This is a genomic window from Pseudoalteromonas sp. SWYJZ19 (assembly GCF_015864375.1).
GTDB classification, from domain to species: Bacteria; Pseudomonadota; Gammaproteobacteria; order Enterobacterales; family Alteromonadaceae; genus Pseudoalteromonas; species Pseudoalteromonas arctica.
In genome coordinates, this window is the sequence record NZ_JADYXI010000002.1 from 316,562 (window position 1) to 332,382 (window position 15,821).

The window sequence follows — 15,821 nt, forward strand, 5'->3', positions numbered from 1 at the left end:
AGTTTAGCTCTTAAATAAGCATTACCACGTATAAGTTGCCGAAAGCATCGCGTTACGAGGTCTACCCGGGAAGTATCTGTCGCCGGTAAAACTGGTGTAATCGGCGCGCTCTGCATAAGCCTCATTAGTTAAATTAATAATGCGGGCAAGCACTTCAAGGTTATTAGTAACTTGCCACTGAGCGCGCAGGCTTAAAACATCATGCCCTTGGTATTTATTTAAGTTTTCTGGGTCGGTGTAGTAGTTACCAACGCGATGCCACTGCAAAGCAAATTGCGCGTTGTTTAATGCCTGCCATGTTAAATCGAGATTAGCAATATTACGCGGCGCGGTATCTATGTCGTTGCCGTTTATATTTAAACCGTTAAGTATTTGGTTGTTAGTATAAGTATGCTTTGCGTGAGTGCCTGCAAAGTTAAGCGCAAGCGACTGCGTTAGCTGGTAGTCAAGTTCAAGCTCAATACCACGATGGCGAGAGCTGCCATTATTTACCGTAAAAAAGTCACTATCGCGGTAAATCGTATTGTGTTTACTCATAGCGTAAAGTGACACGCCATAACGTAGTTTTTCGTAAATCCCTTTAATACCCAGCTCTGCGTTATTGGCTATTTCGGCGCTTAAATTTGCAGTGGTTTGCTCGCGTTGTAATTGGTAGAGCTCAGCCGCTTGTGGCGCTCTGTAACCGCGAGAAAAGTTAGCATAAAGCGTGTTATTTGTATTGTACTGATAACTAACCCCAAGCTTTGGCGATAGATTACTAAAACTATTTTTTCCACTTTCAGGGCGGCTGTATCGGCAGCCACCAAAGCCGCATTCTGTTCCATCGTCTTTTGTTCTGCCTGCTAGCATATTATTGGTGTAGTCGTACTGCATATGCTCGTAGCGCACACCTGCGGTAAGTAACCACTTATTTAATTGCCAATCAATAGATGCAAAAGGGGCATAAAGCGTGGCGTTTACATCGTAATCGTAATGCTTACCTTGTGGCACTGTAGCAACTAAAAATGCAGAACCTTGAGTGGGCTCATTTTGGCTTTGAGTAAAGTCGGCTTGCGTGTATTCGCCATCAAGCCCTAGGTTTACTTTTATATTACGTTGTAAATTATGTTGATAAAGCGATTGCACACCAAAGCCGGTTTGACTGTTTTTTTCAAGCGGTGTGCCGGGTAAAAAGTGCTTAAAAAAGTCCATGCTTTGGTCGCGAAAATATAACGTAGTAGAGAGCACATCATCGTTATTTAATTGCCATGTTGCATTGCTCCATGCTCTAAATGCGCGTGCTTTTCTAAATGCGTCTGGGTCAAAGTTTTTTTGCGCGAGGTCTTCGTTTTTATAACTTTCAAAGCCTGTAATAAATCCAGCTGTTTGCTGATCGAGGTTTGTGTAAGTAAGCCCTGAAGTTAGTAGTAAATTATCATTTGAATAGCGGTGGCGAATATTTACTTTTTGTTGCTCTACGCTTTCATCATCACGGTAACCGCTGTCGTCGGTAATGCTTGCGTTAATGCCTATACCACTGTTGCCGTAATCTTGCCCTGCGCGTAATTTATAACGAGCATAACCGTATGAACCGTAATCAATGCCAACTAAGCCGCCGCCTTGTGTGGTGTCGGGCGTTATTACATTAATAACACCGTGCACAGCGTTTGAGCCATAAAGTGCAGAGCCAGGGCCTTTTAGCACTTCAATGCGCTGCGCCATTTCGCTGTGCGCCTCAAATAGCTCGTTTATATTACAAAACCCAGCGGCTCTCAGTGGTATGCCATCTTCTAGAGTCAATATGCCACCACAAGCGCCTGCGCCCGAAAGCACTTGTGAGCGAAGCGCGGGTAAATACTCCTGGCCATTTCCGCGTTGAATATTAGCACCTGCTACACGTTGTAGAGCTTCTTCAATATGGGTAGGCGCTATACTATTTAGCTGCGCTTGCGTTAGTGTGCTTATTGATAAAGGAAGTGGGGTAGATAGCGCTTCAATACGTGATGCCGTAGTTGTTATGGTTTCTATTGCATCGTTGTTTTGATTATCGGCAAACGCAGTGTGGCTAAAGGGTAATAGCAGCGGCAAAAAATAAGGTTTCATACATTCCTTGAAAGTAATCTATATTGCATTACCTCTATAATATGAGGTTTTAATGTGCTTTTAAACTCGTTGCGTTAAAGCGTACGTAACCTATAAACCCGATACGTAATTGATAAAACAAAACAAGCCACAGCAGGAAACACCAAAGTAAGCACTTGGTAGTGTTCAAATAAAATAAAGCCGATTACACCACCTAATAAAAAGCCCGCAATAATAAGTAAAAACATAACGCCTTTACGCGTATCAAATTGCTCACCTTTAAGTGCTTTTCCTATCATTAAACCAAGGTCAGTAAAAATACCCGTTAAGTGTGTGGTACGAACTACTGCGCCACTGTAATTAGTCGCTAACGCGTTTTGTAATCCACAAGCAGCAGATGCGAGCGTAATGCCATAAACATAAGATTGATTAAGTAGGTAGGCACTTGCTAACAGTAAAGCGCCTTCAATAAATAAGAGCGTGTCGTAATGCCGGCCAAGTTTTAATGAACGCCCTGCAAGTAAAAAACCAGAAAGCGCAGAGCCCAGCATAAAGCTTATTAGTATGCTCAATAACAGTAAAGCGGCTGAAGTACTGCTCATTAGTTTAATACCCAACAAAGTGACAGAGCCTGATAAGTGCGAAATAGCCTGATGTTCAAATCCTAATAAGCCAACAGCGTTAACTATGCCCGCTATAAATGCCAGTGTAAACGCGCCATATTCAACCCACTTTGGTAGTTTTGTAAACATTGGTTATCTCTTAATATGTGCAGAGTTAATTATTGAGCTTGTGCTTTAAAACGCTTTATTTGTTCATCAACTAATTTTGTATCAATTACGCCACGCTTAAAAGCAATATAAGTAGGAAATGTAAACTCATTTAATTGCCGAGCATAAATGTTTTTATATTCTTTTGAGTACCATAAACCCGCTTGATAGTTAGTTATTGCGTATTCAACACGTTTTTTTTCAAGTAGCTCAAAAGTGTCTTTAGTTGAAAGTGAACGAAGCAGATTATTCTCATCAAGGCTGTACTTTTTAGCGATAATTTTGGGAAGAATAACACCGCGTAACATAGCTATAGCGGCTTTTGATAAATCATCAATAAGCAGATTATCTTCATTTAACGTGAATAAACCAAACTTAGTGGTATGCAAAGGCTCGCTAGTAAAGTCTAAATATTCTGTACGCTCTTTATAGTTGGCCAATGAGAAATAGCAGTCGTAATAGCCCAGCTCCATCTCTTTTTTAACACGCGCCCAAGGTAAATGAACAACGTCAATTTTGAGGTTTAAGTTTTTTTCAATAAACTTAATGTAATCAATATCTAAACCTGTAAATGTATCGGCTTTTTCATCGTAAATAGTAAAAGGCGGGTAGTGGGTTGTTACGCAGCGCAGGGTTTTACTTGGCGCTGCAAGTAATAACGAAGGTAAAGTTAAAGCTAAAAACAGGAATATTGCGCGCATAAATATAAATTCGATATCTTTTAAAGTACATAAATTGAACGCCAATTATACAGTTACTGAGCTTAATTGCATTGATCTAAGTATTTTTACCTAGCGTATAAGTTAAATTTTGTGAGAAACATCATGTTTAACCCAGAGCAACAGTCACGCATTATTGAAATGGCGTGGGAAGATAGAACCCCTTATGAGGCAATAGAGCAGCTATACGGATTAAAATACCCGCAGCTGGTGGTATTTATGCGCGAACATATTTCAAAAGGCAGTTTTAAAGTGTGGCGTAAACGCCATGCAGGGCGTAAAACAAAACACTTAAAATTACGCGATCCCGCTATTATGCGCAGCCATTGTAAAACTCAATATAAACAACGTTAAACGAGGGGTGGGTGTTTCATACGATGTTCATCCATGTTTGTTAATCTTTAGCTATTAACTACGCTAGAGATTATTTATGAGAGCAGTAATATACACAGCACTAATAGCATTGGGTTTATGTTCAATAAGCGCAGACGCAAAACCGCATAAAGATAAACATGGTCATAAACACGGCCATAAAAAGCATCATTCGCATAAACATAACGACAATGACTACCTTTCTAAAAAAGAGGCAAAGCAGTTAATTCGCGCAGGTTGGACGCCACCAGGGCTAAGTAAAAGCTACCACCGAGGCGACTTTTTAGAGCGCGATTTATATAAACGAGGTAGAGTTATTGAACGCTCTAGAGATAATGGTACAGTAAGCATTGAGATAGACCGTACAGTTATTCACATGGTGCACGACACCCGAGAAATACTTTCAATTTTAAGTCGCTAAATTAACTTTATAAGGATATTAAAATGCTCATTGCGCTGGCTATAATTATTGGCTTTTTTTTACTGGTTACCCTATTACCTATGTCGTACAGCCAGCATTACTTAGTGCGTAGCTGCGACTTTGTGCGCTTACAGGTATTTTATATTGCCAGTTTTGTAGCTGTTACTTCGCTGTTTTTATTATGGCAAAGTAGCGCAATAGGTTACGTGTTTATAGCCTTAACCTCATTACTTATAATGATTTTACAAGGTAAGTGGATTTACCCGTACACGTGGCTTGCTAAAAAAGAAGTGCAAAGCGCACCAAAGCACATAGACCATAGCGTCCGAATTATGTCGGCAAATGTACTTATGTCGAATCATAAAAGTGAGCAGTTAATTAGTCTTGTTGATGAGCATCAACCCGACCTACTTATCACGCTTGAAAGCGATAGCTGGTGGGAAAATAAATTATCAGTACTTAAAAAAGACTACCCATACTTTATTGAATGCCCTAAAGACAACCGCTACGGCATGCACCTGTACAGCAAATTTAAAATACTCGACGCGCAAATATGTGAGCTTATAGAAGAAGATATTCCCTCAATTCATATTTTGTTTGAAAACGATGAAGGCCTGCAAATGCAAGGGCACTTTATTCACCCAGCACCACCAAGCCCGACAGAGGAAGACTCATCGCGCCCGCGCGACTCAGAGCTAATAATGGTGGCTAAAGCACTTAAAAGCCCTACACGGCCTACCATAGTTGCCGGTGATTTAAACGACGTAGCATGGTCGCGCAGCACGCGTTTGTTTATGCAAATAAGTGGCTTTTTAGACCCTCGAAAAGGCCGTGGTTTTTATAACACATTTCATGCAAGTTACTTCTTTATGCGCTGGCCGCTTGATCACTTATTTCACAGCGAAGGCTTTAAAGTAAAGCGTATTAAGCGTCTTGCTAAATATGGATCTGATCACTTTGCACTACTTACTGAGCTTTCTTATGAGAATGCCAATCAGGAGTCACTAGAAGATAAACCCGAAGATCTAAAGCATGAAGAAATCCAAGAGCTAGCTATGAGCAAGGCAGATAAGCGAAAAGTGCCAAAATTTGACGAGTAAACATCAGATGTAGCGGTATTTATATAAAGTACTAAATTACTAATAGTTGAGGCCGACTTGTGTTGAATTGCGGAGTGCTGAATTATTACTGTGCTCTTTGGTTTAGACTTTATTTTTAAAATACATATTTGCTTTATTAGAAGTAGACAATGCTAAAACTCTCGAAATAAAGACTGGCAGTTAACTCTCCTTGTTTGTATTTTAAGTTATTTACAATAAGCGTTAACTTTTTAAAACTTTAGGTTTTTAATTATATGTTTGAGTATTTCAGGCTTACTTTGCTGGTTTTAGGCGCTATACCTTTGGTTGTATACCCATTTGCGATTATCCCTAGCCTTATGGGTTTAGGAAGTAAGCCTCATATTGATATTCCTTTGTTTAATAGAATCATGAATAAATTCTTTTTATGGGGCGTTTTAATATATCCCTTTGTATTTTTTGGATGCGATTGGTTTAGCGATAATTTTAAAGAATATGACCTTATATTGGCTTCTCTGCCCATGTTTTTTTTACTATTACTCTGGGGCAGTTTTCACTTTATGGATGCTCCAGCAAAGTACGAAACGTGAAAAAAGACATCAAATTTATTAAAACTAAAAATATAATTTCAGATATTTATACACCGAGCGTTCGATAACTATTTCTAATAGTAGGGCTTTGAAAAAAACGCTTTGAGTGCCTAGCTAAATATAGCACTGATCATTTTCCATTCGTCATTAAATTATCTGGTGAAAACTCAAAGTAGCAATCATTAGAAATTAAATAACCATGAGCAAGAGTTAATGCTAGGACTCGCTATGATTAAAGCGATAAGCGAAGGATGCTAATTGATTAGCTTGTTGTTCAGGCCGTAGTAAATTATTTAGCAAGGATATTAGAAAACGACTGAGCACTTGTTGGGTATGAGAGTTTACGATTAAATATAAAATTAGACCACGGTATTTATTTCACATTAAAGGCTGTTTTTTAGTTTTTAACTCCTCATATTTATATTAAAAGCACGATATAAAATCGCACCTACGAATATATCCAAAACTCGGTACTATCTCTTACTAAAAACTAAGTACTCTCTCCTGAAAATTACTTTCTAAAAGTCATAAAAAAGCCTAAAAGCGGTTACCCACTTTTAGGCTTAATAATTTTTTGATTTTAAAAGGTGTATTAAAAATATTTATTCAATACGCAACTTAACTGCTTTAGCTAAATTAGCTGGCGATCATGATGCTTTTAACATTCACAAATTCACGCATACCAAAGCCGCCGTGCTCTCGGCCATAGCCACTGCCTTTAACACCACCAAACGGTAAGTTAGGCTGTGCTAAGCCGTAACCGTTAATGTTGATCATGCCGGTGTCAAAGTGCTTTTTAGCAAGCTCAATAGCTTTTTTCTCATCTTTAGAGAAAATACCACCGCCTAAACCGTAGCGAGAGTCGTTGGCGATGCGCATTGCATCGTCGTTGTCTTTCGCTTTTATTAGCGAAGCTACTGGGCCAAATAACTCATCATCGTAAGCTGGCATGCCAGGCGATAAGTTATCTAATAGCGTTGGAGGGTAGTAGTAACCTGTTTGCGATGGAATTTCGCCACCCGTTACTATGTTTGCACCGGCTTTAACCGATTGCATAACTTGGTCATGAATGCCGTCACGCAAGTCTTCACGTGCCATTGGACCTAAGTCGGTATCATCTGCCATTGGGTCGCCCATTTTCATGGCTTCAAATTGCTCTTTTATTTGCGCTTTAAAGTCATCATAAAGAGACTCAACCACTACATAACGTTTAGCTGAAACACAGGTTTCGCCGTTGTTAATCATACGGCCTGTTACACAGGTTTTAACTGCTAACTCTAAGTCTGCGTCATCAAGTACTAAGTAGGCATCGTTACTACCAAGCTCAAGTACCGTCTTTTTAGCATGCTTGCCAGCTTCTTCAGCTACTTTTTTACCTGTAGCATCACTACCTGTAAAGGTTACGCCGCTAATTGCTTTGTGTGCGATTAATGAACTTGCTGTTTTACCATCGATAAGTAAGTTGCTAAAGCAATGTTCAGGGAAGCCTGCTTGTTTAAATAAGGTGTCGATTTTTTCAGCCATGCCAAATACGTTACCAGCATGTTTTAATACTGTTGTGTTACCCGCCATGATGTTGGCAGCACTGTAGCGAATTACCTGATAAAGCGGGAAGTTCCACGGTTGAATACCCAATAATACGCCCGTTGGTTGGTAGCTAATAATTGCGCGGCCACCTTCCATATCACGTTCTTCGTCGGCAAGTACTTGTGGGCCGTTTTCGGCGGTGTAACGACAAATAGCTGCACACAGCTCAACCTCTTGAAAGCCTTGCTCGTAAACTTTGCCCATTTCTTCAGTCATAAGTTTTGCAATAGCTTCTTTTTGCTCTTCGAAAAGTGAGGCTAACTTATTAAGATATCTCGCACGTTCAGTGAACGACGTTAAGCGCCATTTTAAATATGTTTCGTGAGATTTTTCGATTACCTGCTCAGCTTCCTTTTGAGAAAGTAGTGTGTAGGTATTAATGGTTTGCTCAGTTGCCGGATTAATCGTTTTAACTGTGTTACTCATTTCTATCTCCTTACAAATTAATTATCTATAAGGGTGCAAAACAAAAGCCAGATTAGTAGTTATCAATAAATTATTTATAACTATATGTAATATTTGAGTTTTTATTTTAACTTTTATAAAAGTATAATTTTTATTTAAAATGCTTTCTGATATGTTCTGTAAATAATGCAATTAGCAGAAAAAGTTACATAGAGATAAAAATGATACGTTTCTTCTAATCTTCACTTGCTACTTATTGATTACTGATGGTTACTGCGCACGTATAAAGCTTAGTGCAGCGCTGATAATATAAGGTTGTTTACTCAATATGCTAATACGAGTGCAGCTAAAATTCGCAAATGATTAAAATGGCAAATAAATGAGTCAAACATATGTATTTGAACTGGGCGATAGTTATGCCGAGCTTACACACGTTTTAAAACAAAAGCTGGCGGGGCAATACTCAGTTAAGCAATTCTCCCGAGATACAGTGCTATTACAACAAGGCGAAACGCAGCGTTATGGTTATTTAATTATTGACGGTGTACTTGGCGCTTTGCACTCTACAATTGATGGAGGGCAAAGGTGTAAGGAGTTTTATTTTAAAGATGAATTTGCACTATTGTTTGCTAATTGGCTTACAAACACAGAGGCTTTTTATCAGTTAAAGGTTATAAAGGCTGCCACAGTTATCGTTGTCCCATTACATATATTTGATAGCAGTGAATGGGTCGACATTAAAAACCAGCTTGTTGCTCAGCAGCTTATATTTAAAGAGGCAAAGGAGGCTTTTTTACTACTTAATAGCCCTGAGCAGCGTTATCGTTATTTGTTACTAAAAAAGCCGCACTGGCTTGCACAGCTAAGCTTAACCGAAGTGGCTATGTATATTGGTATATCGGCTATTTCGTTATCACGAATTCGTAAACGACTTAACTTAAGTTAAGGGGAAAAATAGTAAAGCTGGTTAGACTGCTGTTTTTTCAGGAGTCACTATGTTTTTATTTGCTCAGTGCTTGGTAGCCATCGCTACTGTATTAGATTTAGCTTCTTTTCAGTTTAAGTCTCGTTCGCTTATTTTAATGTGTTTATTTAGTTCTGTTTTACTTACGTCAGTTCATTTTTTTATGCTTGGCCATGCCAGTGCGGGTAGCCTAATGTTAATTGCTGCAATACGTTATTTATATTGTGTATTTGCTCGAAAAACATGGGTAATGTTGGCGTTTATGTTACTTAGTTGCTTAGCAGTTCATTTTACTTGGTATAGCTGGCTAAGTGGTTTGGCACTTGCTGCAACACTTATTCAGACTTTTGCCTCGTTTCAAAAAAATGATCTGTATTTACGCTTAATTATGGTGGTGGGTACATCGCTTTGGATAAGTCATAATATGTTAGTAGGCTCGCCGATAGCTGTATTAATGGAAAGCCTATTTATGGCCAGTAATTTAGTAGGACTATATCGGTTTTATACTCCTAAAAAATTAGCTTAGGGGTCGGTATATTTCGTTTTTTAAACAGGTAAGTAGACGTTAAAAAAGCTGTTTAGCAATGCGCTTTAATAGGTAGGTTTCTCGTAAAATGGAGAGTCCTTGTTTTTCACTGTTAGCAAGTGTGCGCTCGTTATGAGCAATTGCATCGTTGATATCAACCCATTTAGCAGTCATGCCATTTTGCTGCTCATAATGCTCTAACTGTGCTTTGCCAAGTTCGTCGGCAATATTACATACGTAGCAATACGATTTTATATGGATAATGTCAAAATCGTCTTTATACCAAGGGCGATACTCTTCGTAGAGTCCAAAGGCTTTTACTACACTTATTTGCTGTGCACCTGTTTCCTCATTTAGTTCGCGTATTAAGCCTTGCTCAATGCTTTCGCCTTCATCCACGCCACCACCAGGCAAGCTGTAATCTTCATAGCGGTTTGTGTACATTAAAAGTATTTTACTATTTTTAATTACAATGGCACGCCCTGTTATGCGAGTAAATTGAGTGCCTTGGTCGATATTAATACCTGCATGAATCAGGGTTTTTAATTGCTGCATTTCATCTCCTTTGTGGGATGTTTATATTATCAGTTGCTATCATTGTGTGAATAGGAACGATTTAAATTATTTTTTTGTGATCGATTTTTTTAAGCATACGTAAATATTAAGTTGGTAACATAAATAGTATTGAATCACTTAATTATTTAAGTCATTAGATTTTAAGCGCGCCTTTAAATTAGTATTTATGATGCGTAGAATAAGAAAAAAGCATAGGGATTTATCATGTTAAACATACTTTTAGTAGACGATGACGTCGAATTTAGTGACGTTGTATGTCACATAGTCGAATTCCTCGGCCACAATATAAGCACCGCAACCAGTTTAAAAGAAGCGCATCAATGGTTTGAAAATAATACCTTTGATCATGTGCTGTTAGATTTTATGTTGCCAGATGGCAGCGGTCTGCATTTACTCGATCATTTAAAAATGATTGGGCAATCTCCAAAAATTACACTTATTTCGGGCCATCCTTCAGTGAAGGGTATTTTAGCTGAAATGTGTGAGCCAAATGTAGGGCATTTATTAAAGCCATTACAACGCGAAGATTTAGAACTGGTTTTAAATGGCCCTAAAAAAGCAGTTAAAAAAGCAAAGTCGAGCGGTATAACGCGTCACTTTGGTGGCTTAATTGGCGAATCAGAGGTCATGCACAAGCTTTACAATATGATTGAACGCGTTGCTAAAACAAATGCTAACGTGATGTTGATGGGTGAAAGTGGTGCAGGTAAAGAAGTAGTTGCTCAAGCTATCCATAACGCTAGCCAGTGTGAAGGCCCGTTAGTGGCGAGTAACTGTGGTGCGCTTTCAAAAGAGTTAATTGGTAGTGAATTATTTGGCCATGAAAAAGGCGCCTTTACAGGCGCTATAGCCCGTAAAGAAGGGGTGTTTGAACAATCAAATAACGGTACTTTGTTTTTAGATGAAGTAACCGAAATGCCAATTGATATGCAGCCAAATTTACTGCGAGTGCTTGAAACTAAAAAAGTAACGCGCGTCGGTGGTAACAGAGAAATACCAACAAATTGCCGTGTTATTTCAGCCACTAACCGCTCGCTTACCGATTTAGCACAAAATAATATTATTCGTGAAGATATTTACTTTAGGCTAGCGGTTTTTCCTATTGATATACCGCCACTTCGCGATAGAAAAGAAGATATTCCTTTATTAGCTAAAGCGTTTTTAGATCAACTTAATGACGAAAATGGCACTGCCTTTAGTTGGACGCCAGCGCAGCTTAAAGAGTTGCAAAGCTATGAATGGCCGGGTAACGTGCGTGAAATTCGCCATGCGATACACCGTGCATTTATTATGAGCGATCCGCAAACCAGCGATATTATTTTGCCTGACAATTTAGAATCACCTTTTTCGCGTGTTAATAATCAAACTGCAGAAAAGCCAGTATCGGCAGGGCAAACAATTGAAGAAGTTGAAAAAGAACTTATTCATGCAACGCTTGATAAAGTGCAAGGTAATAAAACACTTGCTGCGCAAATGTTAGGTATTAGTACAAAAACACTTTATAACCGTCTTAATGCGTATGGCGGTATTGGCGAATATAAATAGATCTGAGGAAGGGTATGACATCAGACAATAAAACAGAGCAGCTTAATAAATTAGTACACGATGCAAGAGGGCCGCTAAATCGTATTTCGATGAATGCCGAGCTTATTAAATTGGTACTTGAAAACGATATGCCAAAAGAAAAAGCGTTAGATGCACTTGATAAAATTATCAATAATTGCCAACAGTGCAGCGAAAGTTTACAAAAAATATCAGACTCTCAATAAATACAGTGTTTTTTAAACACTAACTCGGGAAGCTAATGAACAAGCAAAAACATCAAAGCAAAGCGAATATTACTTGGGCAGCTTTTATAGTTGTTGTGTTGAGTATTATTGTAGGTAACGCATTTTTAGCATTGAACACTATTCAAGGTTTAACACAAACCCAAAAGAGTTTAGACAACACAAGTATGCTGACAACGGCAATTGAGCAATTGCATTTATCTATAGTGCAGGCTGAGTCGGGTCAACGTGGTTATTTATTAACTGAAGAGGCTGATTATTTAACGCCTTACTATGATGCGATTGGGCAAATACAGGCACAAACGGATCATGTTAAATCGCTCCACTCTGAAATTGATGGCCAAGCAGATCGTATTGCTCAGTTACTAGTGCTTGTAGATAGTAAAATTAACGAGCTTAAAAAAACCGTTAACCTTGCACTTGATGATAGAGAAAGACGTGCATTGTATGTGCTAAATACACATAAAGGACGAGATCTTTATAGGCAAATCCGTGAACACGTAAATGAAATACAAGACCGCGAATTACTTTTCAAAGTGAGTCATTTTTCTAAGTTAGCAAAGATAAAAAATGAGGCTAAAATTACGTTTGCTATAACGGCAATAACAAGTGCACTACTTATTATTGGTATGTTTATTATGACGCGCCTTAATTTAAGAAATTCAGCACAGTATCGTTTTGAGCTTGAAAAACAAAACGAAACACTAGCAACGAAAGTGTCTGAACGTACGCAAGAGTTAACGTTGTATTCTGACGAGTTGAGCCGAAGTAACCGAGAGCTTGAAGAGTTTGCTTTTGTGGCGAGCCATGATTTACAAGAACCACTTAGAAAAATTCAAGCCTTTAGCGATCGCCTTGAAACAATGTTTAAAGATGAACTTGGTGAAAAAGGGATTGATTACATTGGCCGTATGAAAAATGCAGCTCAACGTATGTCTAACTTAATAAACGATTTATTAGAGTTTTCGCGTATAGCAACGCGTGGTAAAGACTTTGACGATACAAATTTAAACGAAGTGCTAACTGATATATTAAGTGATTTAGAAATTGCGATAGATGAGTCTAATACACAAGTAGATGTAGAAGACTTACCGGTTATTCAGGCTGATAAAAGCCAAATGCAGCAATTGTTTTTAAATTTGTTGTCGAATGCAGTGAAATTTAGACGCCCAGATGTAAGTCCACATATTAAAATTAGTTACCAGCATGAAAATATCTTTAGTGCTGATCATAATACCGAATTAAGTTTTCAAGTTATTACAATAGAAGACAATGGCATTGGTTTTTCACAAGACTACGCCGATAAAATATTTGTACCGTTTCAGCGTTTACATGGCCGCTCAGAGTATAAAGGCACGGGTATTGGCCTTTCTGTATGTAGGCGTATTGTGGAGCGACATGGCGGAACAATTACAGCCCAAAGTAAAGACGGTGAAGGTGCAACTTTCACCATAAAACTACCTGTGGAAGCTGCGCTTTTCACATTGCAAGGAGAGGCTTAAATGCCCTATACAAAAGTAAAACCGATTACTATTTTAATGGCAGACGATGATGAAGATGATCGTTTATTAACACAAGATGCCCTTGCCGAAAGCCGTGTACTTAACGAACTTCACTTTGTTGAAGATGGTGTTGAGTTACTTGAATACTTAGAGCGTAAAGGTAAGTTTGAAGACAAGACAACATCGCCTCGCCCAGGGCTTATATTGCTTGATTTAAATATGCCTAGAATGGATGGCCGTGAAGCGCTTGAAGCAATTAAAGCAAACCCTAACTTAAAGGGTATTCCGGTTGTAATTTTAACTACGTCTAAGCAAGAAGAAGACATGGTTAAAGGGTATAACCTAGGCGCTGCATCTTATATTACAAAACCTGTAACGTTTGATGGCCTAGTTGATTTAATGAAAACACTTGGAAAATACTGGGTAGAATTTGTAGAGCTACCGACAACATTTAACGATTAATGGAGATTGTATGTTAGATAAAGTGACTCAGTTGCTGCTTGTAGAAGATGATGAAGATGATTACATACTCACCTGCGACTATCTGGACCAATTGGATTCACACACGTTTAACATTCAATGGATAAGCTCTCCAGAGCAGGCAATTGAAACGCTTAGCAAAAATGAGCACGACATTTGCCTGCTTGATTACCGCTTGGGTGCATCTAATGGTTTAGATGTATTAAAAGAAGCTATTGCTAATGGTTTTAGCGGCCCTATTATTATGCTTACCGGGCAGTCAAACGACGAACTAGATTCGGCGGCACTTGATGCTGGCGCGGTAGATTATTTAATAAAAACAGAAATGAGCTCTAGCCGCTTTGCGCGTGCTATTCGCTATGCTTTAGCGCGTAAGGATGTTGAAGGTGAGCGAGTAGAGCGCTTAAAAGCGGAAGCTGAAAACCGTTCTAAAGACCGCTTTTTAGCCCATTTGAGCCACGAATTACGAACTCCTCTATCGTCTATTTTAGGTTATACAGAACTATTAATGCAGAGCGACTTTAGTCAGCAAGCAGAAAATGAGTTAGGTGTAATTTATCGAAACGGTAAACACTTATTGAGCCTATTAAACGATGTGCTCGATTTATCTAAAATAGCCGCCGATAAATTAGAGCTAACCTTAAGTGAAGTTAACCTTGATAGCATGCTTGCCGATGTATACACGTTAATGCGCGTATCGGTGCTTGATAAAGGGCTTACGCTACGCTTTGAATCACATCAGCCATTGCCTTTAGTTGCACGACTTGATGCAACAAGAGTTCGCCAAATTTTAATAAATTTAATAAATAATGCGGTTAAGTTTACCGATAAAGGCGAAATTGTTGTTAATGCGTGGACGCAGTGGGTTGATGACACCGAAATGCTATTTTTTAGTATTAAAGACTCAGGAATGGGCATAGCCCCTGAAAAACAAGAACTGATATTTAAACCGTTTGAGCAAATAGCTGATGTAGAATCGCGCTCTGTAGGTGGTGCAGGTCTTGGTTTAGCAATATGTGCTGAGCTGTTAGCGCGTATGCGCGGTGATATTAGTTTGCACTCTGAAGTTGGTAAAGGCTCTACGTTTACTATTTCGGTTTACCCAGGTGATATTAGTGAAGTAGAGCGCCAAGTACTTAACTTTAGCAGTGCGCCGCAACTACAAAGTAAACTGGCTCCTTGTAAAGTACACGGAAGAGTATTGGTTGTTGATGACTTGCGCGACTTACGCATGCTAGTTGGTCATATGATCAGTACCTGTGGCGCGCGAGTAGACTACGCAGAGCATGGCCAGCAAGCACTTGAAAAAGTACGCATAGCAGATGCGTATAAATCGCCTTATGATATTATTTTTATTGATATTCATATGCCTGTAATGGGCGGCAAGGAAGCTACCATAGAGCTTAGAAAAATGGGCTACAAAGGCCCAATAATTGCGCTCACTGCTGCTACTATGAAAGGAATACATGAAGAACTTGCTGCGCTTGGCTTTAATGATGTAATACCAAAACCGGTTGATAGCACTGCTTTGTATCAATGTTTGCAAGATTATTTGGTAGCGCCAGAACATGCTCCTCAAGCCAAAGATATAAATAGTAGTTCGGACTTAACAGAGAAAAAACAGCGCTTTTTACTTGTAGAAGACGATCACGATGCAGCGCAAATTACACAGCTACTTTTAGAAAGTTTAGGTGTAGAAACTGTGATTGCGTCTAGCTGCGCGCAATGTTTGCAAATACTTAATCACGACCAACAATTTAATAAAGTATTGTTAGATATGCATTTACCCGATGGGCGTGGCATTGATTTAGGCCAGCAAATTAATGAGCGATATCCAGAGCTACGCTTGGTGATTGTAAGTGGCGCAGAGCCAGACCCAAGAGAAATAAAAGATTTAAATATTGACCGAGTTTTACTTAAACCTATTAATTTGAGCTTGCTTGAAACGCTTATTAGTTAGGGCCTGTTTATCTTTCGAGGTT

Annotated in this window: 16 protein-coding genes; 11 read left to right on the forward strand and 5 right to left on the reverse strand. The window is 38.9% G+C overall.

Annotated features, from left to right (window positions below; translation table 11 throughout):
- Positions 1–21 precede the first annotated feature (21 nt).
- The 3 genes from I6F45_RS03350 to I6F45_RS03360 form a co-directional block, all read right to left on the reverse strand.
- Entirely contained in the window at positions 22–2,082 is a 2,061-nt protein-coding gene (locus tag I6F45_RS03350; RefSeq protein ID WP_197159625.1) for a TonB-dependent receptor, read from the reverse strand.
- Positions 2,083–2,156: 74 nt separating this feature from the next.
- Positions 2,157–2,813 carry a YoaK family protein gene (locus tag I6F45_RS03355; RefSeq protein WP_165740949.1) on the reverse strand — a complete coding sequence of 219 codons (657 nt, stop codon included), beginning with the start codon at positions 2,811–2,813 and terminating at the stop codon, positions 2,157–2,159.
- A 29-nt stretch (positions 2,814–2,842) separates the two neighbouring features.
- A complete protein-coding gene (locus I6F45_RS03360; RefSeq protein WP_165740948.1) occupies positions 2,843–3,532 on the reverse strand; it encodes a substrate-binding periplasmic protein in 690 nt (229 codons plus the stop codon).
- Positions 3,533–3,655: 123 nt separating this feature from the next.
- On the opposite strand from I6F45_RS03360, the gene I6F45_RS03365 reads away from it, so the two are divergent.
- From I6F45_RS03365 to I6F45_RS03380, 4 genes are all read left to right on the forward strand, one after another.
- On the forward strand, positions 3,656–3,904 hold the full coding sequence (locus tag I6F45_RS03365) for a TIGR03643 family protein (RefSeq protein ID WP_166378022.1): 249 nt from the start codon (positions 3,656–3,658) through the stop codon (positions 3,902–3,904).
- Between the two features lie 76 nt (positions 3,905–3,980).
- Positions 3,981–4,343 (forward strand): hypothetical protein, encoded by a 363-nt coding sequence (locus I6F45_RS03370; protein WP_165727633.1) that lies wholly within the window; start codon positions 3,981–3,983, stop codon positions 4,341–4,343.
- A gap of 23 nt (positions 4,344–4,366) precedes the next feature.
- Positions 4,367–5,443 carry an endonuclease/exonuclease/phosphatase family protein gene (locus I6F45_RS03375; RefSeq protein WP_197159626.1) on the forward strand — a complete coding sequence of 359 codons (1,077 nt, stop codon included), beginning with the start codon at positions 4,367–4,369 and terminating at the stop codon, positions 5,441–5,443.
- Between the two features lie 254 nt (positions 5,444–5,697).
- Complete coding sequence (locus I6F45_RS03380) at positions 5,698–6,012, forward strand: hypothetical protein (RefSeq protein WP_197118647.1); 315 nt, start codon at positions 5,698–5,700, stop codon at positions 6,010–6,012.
- A gap of 636 nt (positions 6,013–6,648) precedes the next feature.
- On the opposite strand, the gene I6F45_RS03385 is transcribed toward I6F45_RS03380, so the two are convergent.
- Positions 6,649–8,025, reverse strand: a complete 1,377-nt coding sequence (locus I6F45_RS03385; protein ID WP_165742193.1) for an NAD-dependent succinate-semialdehyde dehydrogenase — start codon at positions 8,023–8,025, stop codon at positions 6,649–6,651.
- Between the two features lie 358 nt (positions 8,026–8,383).
- Here I6F45_RS03385 and I6F45_RS03390 point away from each other — a divergent pair, with 358 nt between their 5' ends.
- Positions 8,384–8,950 (forward strand): Crp/Fnr family transcriptional regulator, encoded by a 567-nt coding sequence (locus I6F45_RS03390; RefSeq protein ID WP_197139900.1) that lies wholly within the window; start codon positions 8,384–8,386, stop codon positions 8,948–8,950.
- 49 nt (positions 8,951–8,999) lie between these two features.
- Complete coding sequence (locus I6F45_RS03395) at positions 9,000–9,494, forward strand: YgjV family protein (RefSeq protein WP_197159627.1); 495 nt, start codon at positions 9,000–9,002, stop codon at positions 9,492–9,494.
- Between the two features lie 39 nt (positions 9,495–9,533).
- On the opposite strand, the gene I6F45_RS03400 is transcribed toward I6F45_RS03395, so the two are convergent.
- Positions 9,534–10,049 (reverse strand): NUDIX hydrolase, encoded by a 516-nt coding sequence (locus I6F45_RS03400; protein ID WP_197139909.1) that lies wholly within the window; start codon positions 10,047–10,049, stop codon positions 9,534–9,536.
- 225 nt (positions 10,050–10,274) lie between these two features.
- Between I6F45_RS03400 and I6F45_RS03405 the strand changes: the two genes are divergently transcribed.
- The 5 genes from I6F45_RS03405 to I6F45_RS03425 are packed head-to-tail and all read left to right on the forward strand — an operon-like array spanning position 10,275 to position 15,799.
- The gene (locus I6F45_RS03405; RefSeq protein WP_165727625.1) at positions 10,275–11,615 is read left to right on the forward strand and encodes a sigma-54-dependent transcriptional regulator; all 1,341 of its coding nucleotides are present in this window, start codon (positions 10,275–10,277) and stop codon (positions 11,613–11,615) included.
- Positions 11,616–11,629: 14 nt separating this feature from the next.
- Positions 11,630–11,839, forward strand: coding sequence for a histidine kinase dimerization/phospho-acceptor domain-containing protein (locus tag I6F45_RS03410; RefSeq protein ID WP_166420498.1), 210 nt, complete (start codon positions 11,630–11,632; stop codon positions 11,837–11,839).
- A gap of 35 nt (positions 11,840–11,874) precedes the next feature.
- On the forward strand, positions 11,875–13,359 hold the full coding sequence (locus I6F45_RS03415) for a sensor histidine kinase (protein ID WP_165739604.1): 1,485 nt from the start codon (positions 11,875–11,877) through the stop codon (positions 13,357–13,359).
- On the forward strand, positions 13,360–13,821 hold the full coding sequence (locus I6F45_RS03420) for a response regulator (protein WP_165727623.1): 462 nt from the start codon (positions 13,360–13,362) through the stop codon (positions 13,819–13,821). It begins immediately after the preceding gene.
- 10 nt (positions 13,822–13,831) lie between these two features.
- Complete coding sequence (locus tag I6F45_RS03425; protein WP_197159628.1) at positions 13,832–15,799, forward strand: hybrid sensor histidine kinase/response regulator; 1,968 nt, start codon at positions 13,832–13,834, stop codon at positions 15,797–15,799.
- Positions 15,800–15,821 lie beyond the last annotated feature (22 nt).